Origin of the sequence: Pseudoalteromonas sp. Z1A8 (genome assembly GCF_011378855.1) — a bacterium.
Taxonomy (GTDB): domain Bacteria; phylum Pseudomonadota; class Gammaproteobacteria; order Enterobacterales; family Alteromonadaceae; genus Pseudoalteromonas.
Genome location: NZ_WTLB01000029.1, coordinates 48,147 through 57,359, shown reverse-complemented (window position 1 = coordinate 57,359; position 9,213 = coordinate 48,147). Strand labels below are relative to the sequence as shown.

Sequence of the window (9,213 nt, the reverse complement as noted above, 5' to 3'; positions counted from 1 at the left end):
AACCCCTCATGAATTATTTACGGGGCAATCAGAAGTTCTGGTGGCTGCATAATGATTGCACTTAATACTTGAATTCAAGATAAATAAAGCCGCAATTGCGGCTTTATTCTTTTTTAAAAATCTTATCTTTTAGGTCAATAACTTTACCAATACCAGAGCCTAGCTTCATCAGCTTATTGAGTTGTTCTGGCGTTAAACGCTGTAACTCTGAAGACCATTTTGTTACGGTTTCAAGTAGGTTATGAATTTCACCCATTTGTTTTTGCGCGTATAGTTCGTCGTCGTTACTGGCTTCGTCTAATAAGTTATCGCGCAGCAATGTTAGGGTGGGCTCAATTTCGCGTTTTTTACGTTCTTCAAATACACGATTAGCCATATCCCAAATATCGCCAGCAGGGGCGTAGTACTCTTTTCGATCGCCTGGAATATGTTGTACTCTAATTAATTGCCACGATTGCAGTTCTTTAATACCCATACTTACATTACCGCGAGAAATACTAAGCGCATCAGCAATCTCGTTGGCTGTCATCGGGTTTTTAGTAATAATCAGCAAGCCACACATTTGCCCAATTGTACGATTAAATCCCCAGCGGCTGCCCATCTCACCACAATGCATTACGAAGGCAAAATTCTTTTCGGATAAACTCATTGCTTAATAACTTTCAGTAATTTCAGAAACTAAATGCTAGCACGCTCATTTTGGATAGCAAGTTCTTAGCCACTTTATAAATCAATTTAAACGACTAAAGTATGATTTAGATTAATATTCATACATCTATATTAGGATATGTTGTACACACAACAATACGTAAATAAATCCTTTTTTTTAATTTTTTCACATACGATGGAATGACTATGAAAGCTGCAATTAATAATGAATACAAAGGTAAATTACAAATAACAGACTTACCAATCCCTGAGGTTGGAATAAATGATGTTTTAGTTAAAATAGCGGCCTGTGGTGTTTGCCATACTGATTTACATGCTTGCCATGGTGATTGGCCAGTAAAACCAAAAATGCCATTAGTACCAGGGCATGAAGGTGTTGGTGTTATTGATAAAGTTGGCAGCAACATTAAGCATTTAAAAGTTGGCGACAGAGTGGGTGTTCCTTGGCTTTATAGTGCATGCGGGCACTGTGAGTTTTGCCTAGACGGCAAAGAAACACTGTGTTTATCGCAGAACAATACTGGCTATTCTATTGATGGTAGTTATGCAGAATATTGTTTGGCTCACGGTGATTACGTTGTAAAAATACCTGAGGGATTAGGCTTTTCTGAAGCTGCTCCATTATTTTGTGCAGGTGTTACAACCTATAAAGCATTAAAAGTATCCGGTGCTAAACCGGGGCAGTGGGTTGCTATTGTTGGTGTAGGCGGGCTTGGTCATTTAGCAGTACAGTACGCTAAAGCAATGGGTTTTAATGTAATAGCTGTTGATACAGGTAAAGAAAAACTCGCGCTTGCTAAAGAGCTTGGCGCAGATATAACCCTCGACTTTAAAGAAGTTGTTCCAAGCGAAGCTATTTTTGAACAAGTTGGTGGTGCGCATGCTGTAGTGTGTACTGCGGTGTCTAAAGCTGGGTTTGAGCAAGCTTATAAAAGTGTACGCCGCGGCGGTAAATGTGTACTAGTGGGGTTACCTCCAGAGGATATGCCACTGCCTATTTTTGATACTGTGCTTAATGGCGTGTCAGTAGTGGGCTCTATTGTTGGTACACGTAAAGATTTACAAGAATGCTTAGAGTTTGCCGCGCAAGGTAAGGTAAAAGCAATTATTGAAGAAAAACGTTTAGAGGATATTAGCGAAATTTTTGATGATATGCTCAAAGGTGAAATTAACGGTCGCATAGTCGTTACTATCTAATCTAAATTCAGCGTTTATAAAACACAAAAAAAGCACGGCTTCTAAATTAGAAAACCGTGCTTTTTAAGTATTTAATTAACCTGAGCTTTGGTTAAGAGATTTAACAACGTATTGAATTATAGTGATATTTAAATTTATTCTCTCTAGCTAGAGATTTTCAGTGAAAACAAGGCGAATTTACGCGTCAATAGCTGGCCTATTGCAAGTAAATTCAACGTAGTGAGCGCTGAAAATAGCTGCTTGAGATAGATTTATTATCCAGAGTTCAGGTTAACTAGTTAAAGTGTGTAACTAAAACTTAGTTTTGCATTACGCTCTTCCCCTGGCATACCACCTAAAAACATTGCTTTAGAGTAATATTTTTTGTTGAATAAGTTATTTAAGTTTAACTGCATATGCCATTTATCAGTTGTATACGATACCGCTGTATCGTAAATCGTGTAACTTGGTACATAACCATCAGGAATCGAGAATGAACTTGAATTAGTACTTCTGTTATCTACAAACGTAATACCACCACTTATATTTACAGCTTCAGGTAAGTTAAACATATCAGCATAGTAAGTTACCCACGTGCTTGCTGTTACGTAAGGTACGCCTTTTTGGCGTGTGTCGTAACTGCTGCTATTAGGATTACTTTTGTCACGTGCATCTTGATAAATACCGTTTATGTTTACTTTCCACTTATCATTTAGGTAAGCATTTAAATCAAGTTCTATACCTTTGGTTTCTTCTTTACCGTCATAAAAGCTCTCAACTACGTTGTCGGCAGAAACACCTGCTTCATATAATGGATTGCTATACTCTAAATTAGTACGCGAGCTTTCAAATACAACAATTGAGGCAAGTAGCTGATCGTCAAATGCTTTAAATCTAAAACCTAAATCGTTACTCATTGATTCTGAGTCTTCTCGGTCGGCTTCGTTACCTGCAACAGAGCCTAAAACACTATAAGCAGTACGCCCTTTAGAGTGATTTACAAATACAGATAAATCTTCAGTTGGCTGATACGTTGCACCAAGATTATATGTTAAACCGCTATCTGAAGTATTCGCTTCAGGAGTTGGTTCAGCGCGGCTTGAGCTATAGCGTACATCTACTCCAAAGTGCTCGTAAGTTTGCTCAATACGATTATAAGCTACACCTACGCGTGTTGTAAGTTCTTCAGTTATATAACCTACATGTTGAATGCCTAATCCCCATGCTTGTACTTTTTTATTGTAGTCGCTGGTTTTAAGCGGATCGTAGTCATCAAAGCCACCGCTTGGCCAATTTGGCTCTCTGATATCGTAAATGTATGGCAATGTGCCTTGGTAAAGTAAGTTACCATCACTGTCGTTAATTACTTTATCAGCGTCATAAATAGAGTATTGTTTAAAACGAATATCTCTATCTTCGTAGTTTGCGTTTACAAGTAATTCGTTATCTACGTCGCCTAACATAAAGTCATAACGTAAATCTAAAAAGTACTGCCACGACTTTTCATCGGCTTCTACTTGGCGATATTCTTGTCGGCGTGCTGCATACGGGTAAAGTACGCCATCTTCAACTAAAGGTGCACGAGGGTCGTTATTTATAATTGAATCGCGAGTGGAATACACGTAGTTATAAGCACCTGTTTGACGTGCAAAGCTCGATGTGTAGTTACGGTACTGTAGCTGCTGGTTTAAAAATAAATCGTCAGTAATGTAATAGTTATGCGTTAATTTAAATCGCAGCTCTTCACCTTCGTTATCATCAGCCATTGGCGAAATAATACCGTTTGTGCCAAAGCTATAAGGTGTTAAGCCATCAGATGCAGATAGCGAATTAGCAAGTTGGTCGCGTTGCGCGTCGCTTAACTGTACGCCGCTTCCTGTAGGGTCGTTTACTAAATCGGCACCGGTTACTTCACCCGCGCTTAAACCGTTTGCAGTTTCTGCATTGTAAATACGAATAGGGTGACCAATAGAATCAACCGCTATTTCATCTTTTATATAGGCTGCAGAAAGCATGATATTTTGTCTATCGTTAAGCACGTACTTAAGCGAGGTGTAAATTTCGTCGCGATCTTCTTTTAAATCACGAAAGCCGTCACTTGACGCTGTTTTAGCCATTACACGATATGCTAAATCATCTGTTATCGCGTTAGTGCTATCAAACGATAACGAGTAGCTGTCCCACTGGCCAAGCTCAACCGATACTTTGTGTTTTTCTTCAAACTCTGGCTTTTTCTCAATTAGGTTAATTACGCCACCTGCGCTACCAATGCCATATAAACCTGTTGCTGGGCCTTTTAAAACCTCAACAGATTCAACATTTGTAAGTGAACGAGTTGGGTTAAATGTATTACCCAGGCCTGCACCACCATACATACCATCGTAGGTGTAGTTTGCATCTAAACCACGAATTACTAGGTTATCACCAATACCGTAGTTATTACCTGCTTGTGTTAAACCACTTACGTTTCTAACTAAATCTTGTAGACTATCTACACCTTGAGATTCAATAAGTTCACGGTCAATAATAACAACCGGTGCAGGTGTTTCCATTAAAGACATGTCTGATTTAGTCGCAAGACCAGAACTCATCACCACGCGGTTTTGTTTTTCGTATACGCTGATGCGTTCAATATCAGCATCAACTTGTGTATTTTGGGCAAATGCCATATTTGCATTTAAACAAGCAAGAGTAATAAGAGAGTACTTAAACGTTTTCATAGAGTGATAACTATTCGCGTTATTGAATTTGCGCGAATGATAATGGTTATTGTTTTTAAAGTGAATAGAAAGTTCATTTTATTTGATTAAATAAAACTGTTCGGATAATTAATAAACAAAGTTAAGCCTATAAAAGGTACGTTGTACCTTTTATAGGATGTTTGAGATGGGTGAGGGGTTTATTAAGGCTAAGTAAACTCAGCCTTAATAACGTGTTTTTACAATTGGTTTTTATAAACAACACCGTCTTTCATTACAAAGGGTACAGACTCTAAGGTTTCAATATTTTTAAGCGGATTTTCTTTTACAGCAATTATATCAGCTGCAAATCCGGTTTTAATTTGTCCTAACTGAGTATCCATTTTTAATAACTTAGCGCTATTAATAGTGGATGCTTGAATAGCTTGTAGTTCTGTCATGCCAAATTCAACCATGCGGCTAAACTGTTTTGCATTATCCCCGTGCGGGTAAATTGCTGCATCGGTCCCGAACACCATTTTAACACCCGCTTTTACAGCACGGCTAAAGCTATCACGCTGCCTTTTTGATACTTGGCGTTCTTTATTGAGATTTTCTTCGTCTACGCCGTTTTGCTCACCATAAGTTAGCGTGTACTCGGTATTATAAATATCCATAGAAAGCCAAGTTCCATGCTCTTTAGCAAGGGCTATGGCCTCGTCATCTAAAAAGCTGGCGTGCTCTACGCTATCAACACCTGCTTTAATGGCTGTTTTAATCCCGCTTGTACCGTGTGCATGAGCTGCAACCGGTAAATCTCGCATATGAGCTTCATCAACAATGGCTTTCATTTCTTCAAAAGAATACTGCTGTGCACCTACTTTAGTGCCTTTTGAAAATACGCCACCGGTGGCGCAAAACTTAATTGCGTTTGCCCCATATTTAATGTTTTCGCGCACCTTTATACGCGCAGCCCATGGACCGTCTGCGACGCCACTTGAAGTATATTTAAGCTCAGGCGGTAGGCGGTTGTTGTCACAGTGCCCGCCAGTAATTCCGAGTGATGGACCCGCAGCCCAAATACGAGGACCAACAATATCACCAGCGTTAATTCCATCACGCACAGCGATAACGCTATAACCGTCTGCGCCCACATTACGAAGTGTAGTAAAACCGGCTTCTAATGTTTTTTTAGCAAAATAAGCCGCTTTAATTGCCATACGCGGAACAGATTGTCCTAAACGCTCACTACGAGAAACAGTTGGATCACTTGTTAAATGCACGTGCATATCCATTAAACCAGGCATAAGTGTTAGCTCCGGCAACGCGATATGCTCATCATTTTTAGAAAGCTTAGGTTTTTTGTTTTGTTCAATTGATACGATAACTCCGTTATCAATTGCAATTAACGGTGAACGTATTAACGTGCCGTTTTCTACATCTAACATTGCTTTAGCTGATATGTAAGTAACAGCTTGTGCATTGAAGCTGTTTAGGGACAGCAGCGCAATAGAAGCACTGAGCAATTGTTTTTTCATTTTATTCTTCTTTTAGAGTAGTTTGTGTCTTTCTTGACTCTACCAAGGTAAATTTAAAGTGCAAATAAATAGCGATAAACGCAATCTGTCGTAATTTCTTTATTAAGCGTTGTTAAATGCGCATAATCAAAAAACGATATTAAAAAGGATTATCATGAAATCAATTAAATTAGCATTAGTTGCCAGTGGCGTTATGTTTGCTTTAAGTGGCTGTATGAATACTGGGCTTAATACAAGCACTAACACCAGTGCGCAGCTAAACACAGTTAACGCATCGGCAGGTATTGTTTCAGAGCTTTCGGCAGAGCAACAGCTTGATGTACTTGTTGCACAGTATTACGATGAATCGCTTACATATAGCCCTATAAGCGCAACGTATAGTGGCCGTAACGAGTTTAACGATCAATTTACGCCAGCTATCTCAAAAGAAAATAGAGCAAAAAAAGCGGCTTTTTATAAAAAATATCAACAGCGATTAAACTTTATAGATGAAGCACAGTTAACAGGGCAGTCGCTTTTAAGCTTTGAAATATTAGAGCGCGACCTTGCACTAAAATTAGAGGGCATGCAGTTTCCTGATTATTTATTACCAATTAACCAAATGGCGGGTGCGCATAACACGTTTGCAGGTTTTGGCTCAGGTCAAAGCGCTCAGCCGTTTAATACAGTTGAAGATTACACTGCTTTTATGTCGCGCAGTGAAGGTTTTGTTAAGTGGCTTACTAGTGTAGAGCGCTCAATGGCTCAAGGTATTAAACTAGGTATTACCTTGCCAAAGCCTCTGGCTGAAAAACTGCAACCACAATTTGCAGCTCATGTAGTTAAAAATGCTGAAGACTCACTATTTTGGGGACCAATTAAAAAATTACCAGAATCGTTTAGCGCACAGCAAAAGCAAAAAATTACAGCGCAGTATCGCGAACTGATTATGCAGCACCTAGTACCAGCTTATAAAAGCATGAGTGACTTTTTAGCTAATCAGTATATTCCTAATAGCCGAGAAAGCGTTGGTTATAGTGATTTACCAAACGGTAAAGCATGGTACGAATACCAAATTAAGAAAAACACGACGCTTAGCTTATCTGCAGACGAAATTCATGAGATTGGTTTAAGTGAAGTGTCGCGCATTTTAAGCGAAATGAAAAAAGTAAAAGAAACCGTAGATTTTAAAGGCGAATTATCTGAGTTTTTTGACCACTTACGTAATTCAGACGAGTTTTACTACAATACGCCACAGGAGCTAATTGCGGCATATGAAAACGTTAAGAAAAAAATAGATGCGCGTTTGCCTCTGCTTTTTAACATAGCACCAAAAGCACCTTACGTTGTAAAAGCGGTTGAAGCATACAGAGCGCAGTCGGCTGCAGGTGCGTCGTATGCATCTCCTGCGCCTGATGGCTCTCGCCCAGGCATTTTTTATATCAATACCTATAACTTAAAAGCACAGCCGAAATTTTTACTCGAAACCTTATCTATTCATGAAGCAGCGCCAGGTCATCACTTTCAAATAGCCTTACAACAAGAAATAGAGGGCTTACCTGACTTTCGCAAATTTGGTGGTTACACCGTATTTGCAGAAGGTTGGGCACTTTACGCAGAAAGTTTAGGCAAAGAGCTAGGCTTATTTACCGACCCCTACATGTGGTACGGGCGTTTATCAGACGAGCAATTACGTGCAATGCGTTTAGTGCTTGATACTGGTTTTCATGCAAAAGGGTGGACGCGTCAGCAGGGTATTGATTACATGCTTGCTAACTCATCTATGGCTAAAAGTGACGTAATAGCTGAAGTTGAGCGTTATATTGCATGGCCGGGGCAGGCGCTTTCTTACAAGTTAGGGCAGTTTAAAATCCAGGAACTACGTGATTATTCTAAAAAAGAACTCGGCGATAAATTTGATATTAAAGCGTTCCACACGCAAATATTAATTGATGGTGCATTACCAATGCCAATTTTAGAGGAAAAAATTAAGCGTTGGGTTAAATCTCAAAGCTAATTTTTAGCGCAAAGCCAGTACTTTGAAAGGGTATTGGCTTTGCGCCATTTACAGCAATACGGTAGAATGCGCGCTCTTTAGGGGGCACGAGTAAACTATGTTTGATCAACAATTAGCAAATACACAATTTTGGCTTAAAAAAAGCTTAAGCGACATGAGTCAAAACGAATGGGAGGCCATTTGTGATGGATGCGGAAAATGTTGTTTAAATACGTTTATTGATAGCGAAGATGAAGACGAATTTACCGCCACCGATCAGTTACGTGAAGGTGAGCAGTTAATATTTACTAATATTGTGTGTCAGTATCTTGATAACAACACCTGTGGTTGTAGCGAGTACGAAAACCGCCAAACGCTTGTTCCTTCTTGTGTAAAACTCACAAAAGAAAACCTCAAAGACATCTTTTTTATGCCGCAAAGTTGCAGTTACCGCCGTTTACACGAAGGGCGTGGCTTGGCTTCTTGGCATCCGTTATTAAACAATGGCGATAAAACAAAAATGCACGAGTTAGGGATTTCTGTAAAAGATAAAACAGTAAAAGATTGTGATGTGAAACTAGACGACTTTGATTTATACATTGCAGAGTGGCCAACAAAGGACGCTGATTAATGAGCAAACAACAAGCGGTAATTGGTTTAATTAATCCTAAAAGCCCGACTAATGTTGGTGGCGTATTGCGTGCTGCAGGGTGTTATGACGCTAAACAGGTTTTTTTTACTGGTAATCGTTATTTAAACGCCAAGAAATTTCATACCGACACAAAAAATGTACTTGAGCGTATCCCGCTTACCGAAACTGATAGTTTAGAAGTAGTAAAACCTGAAGGTGCTACCGTTGTTGTTATTGAACTTATTGAAGGTGCAACGCCTTTACCTGAGTTTAAACACCCTGAAAACGCATTTTATATATTTGGTCCTGAAGACGGCTCAATCCCAAAAGATGTTTTAAAGTGGTGCGATGAGGTTGTTTATATTCCCACTATTGGCTGTATGAACCTAGCGGCAACCTGTAATGTAGTTTTGTATGACCGCTTAGCTAAATTAGGCGGTGTTGAGAGTAGCGACACAACAATTATAAGCTCGCGCGATACAAATAATAAAATGAAATGGGAAAAAGCATCCGATTAAGGTTTATCAGTGCAAAAGGTTTAGTTGT

At 39.3% G+C, this 9,213-nt stretch carries 7 protein-coding genes; 4 read left to right on the top strand and 3 right to left on the bottom strand.

Features of this window, described 5'->3' with window-relative positions:
* Positions 1 to 103: 103 nt before the first annotated feature.
* Positions 104 to 649, bottom strand: coding sequence for a MarR family transcriptional regulator (locus GQR55_RS12560; protein WP_024611107.1), 546 nt, complete (start codon positions 647 to 649; stop codon positions 104 to 106).
* Positions 650 to 855: 206 nt separating this feature from the next.
* On the opposite strand from GQR55_RS12560, the gene adhP reads away from it, so the two are divergent.
* Positions 856 to 1,866, top strand: a complete 1,011-nt coding sequence (adhP, locus tag GQR55_RS12555; RefSeq protein ID WP_166420868.1) for an alcohol dehydrogenase AdhP — start codon at positions 856 to 858, stop codon at positions 1,864 to 1,866.
* A gap of 278 nt (positions 1,867 to 2,144) precedes the next feature.
* Here the strand turns inward: adhP and GQR55_RS12550 are convergent, their stop codons facing one another.
* Entirely contained in the window at positions 2,145 to 4,565 is a 2,421-nt protein-coding gene (locus tag GQR55_RS12550; RefSeq protein WP_166420867.1) for a TonB-dependent receptor, read from the bottom strand.
* 218 nt (positions 4,566 to 4,783) lie between these two features.
* The gene (locus GQR55_RS12545; RefSeq protein ID WP_166420866.1) at positions 4,784 to 6,061 is read right to left on the bottom strand and encodes an amidohydrolase family protein; all 1,278 of its coding nucleotides are present in this window, start codon (positions 6,059 to 6,061) and stop codon (positions 4,784 to 4,786) included.
* Between the two features lie 154 nt (positions 6,062 to 6,215).
* On the opposite strand from GQR55_RS12545, the gene GQR55_RS12540 reads away from it, so the two are divergent.
* The 3 genes from GQR55_RS12540 to GQR55_RS12530 all read left to right on the top strand — a co-directional run bounded on the left by GQR55_RS12540 (position 6,216) and on the right by GQR55_RS12530 (position 9,185).
* On the top strand, positions 6,216 to 8,057 hold the full coding sequence (locus GQR55_RS12540) for a DUF885 domain-containing protein (RefSeq protein ID WP_166420865.1): 1,842 nt from the start codon (positions 6,216 to 6,218) through the stop codon (positions 8,055 to 8,057).
* 97 nt (positions 8,058 to 8,154) lie between these two features.
* A complete protein-coding gene (locus GQR55_RS12535) occupies positions 8,155 to 8,667 on the top strand; it encodes a YcgN family cysteine cluster protein (RefSeq protein WP_165727974.1) in 513 nt (170 codons plus the stop codon).
* Positions 8,667 to 9,185: an RNA methyltransferase gene (locus GQR55_RS12530; RefSeq protein WP_165727973.1), complete on the top strand. Its 519-nt coding sequence runs from the start codon at positions 8,667 to 8,669 to the stop codon at positions 9,183 to 9,185. The genes GQR55_RS12535 and GQR55_RS12530 overlap by 1 nt, the downstream gene beginning before the upstream one ends.
* Positions 9,186 to 9,213: the final 28 nt, after the last annotated feature.

Excerpts from the sequence above, each read along its gene's own strand:
- GQR55_RS12560 (WP_024611107.1), bottom strand. The coding sequence starts at position 649 with ATGAGTTTATCCGAAAAGAATTTTGCCTTCGTAATGCATTGTGGTGAG.
- adhP (WP_166420868.1), top strand. The coding sequence starts at position 856 with ATGAAAGCTGCAATTAATAATGAATACAAAGGTAAATTACAAATAACA.
- GQR55_RS12550 (WP_166420867.1), bottom strand. The coding sequence starts at position 4,565 with ATGAAAACGTTTAAGTACTCTCTTATTACTCTTGCTTGTTTAAATGCA.
- GQR55_RS12545 (WP_166420866.1), bottom strand. The coding sequence starts at position 6,061 with ATGAAAAAACAATTGCTCAGTGCTTCTATTGCGCTGCTGTCCCTAAAC.
- GQR55_RS12540 (WP_166420865.1), top strand. The coding sequence starts at position 6,216 with ATGAAATCAATTAAATTAGCATTAGTTGCCAGTGGCGTTATGTTTGCT.
- GQR55_RS12535 (WP_165727974.1), top strand. The coding sequence starts at position 8,155 with ATGTTTGATCAACAATTAGCAAATACACAATTTTGGCTTAAAAAAAGC.
- GQR55_RS12530 (WP_165727973.1), top strand. The coding sequence starts at position 8,667 with ATGAGCAAACAACAAGCGGTAATTGGTTTAATTAATCCTAAAAGCCCG.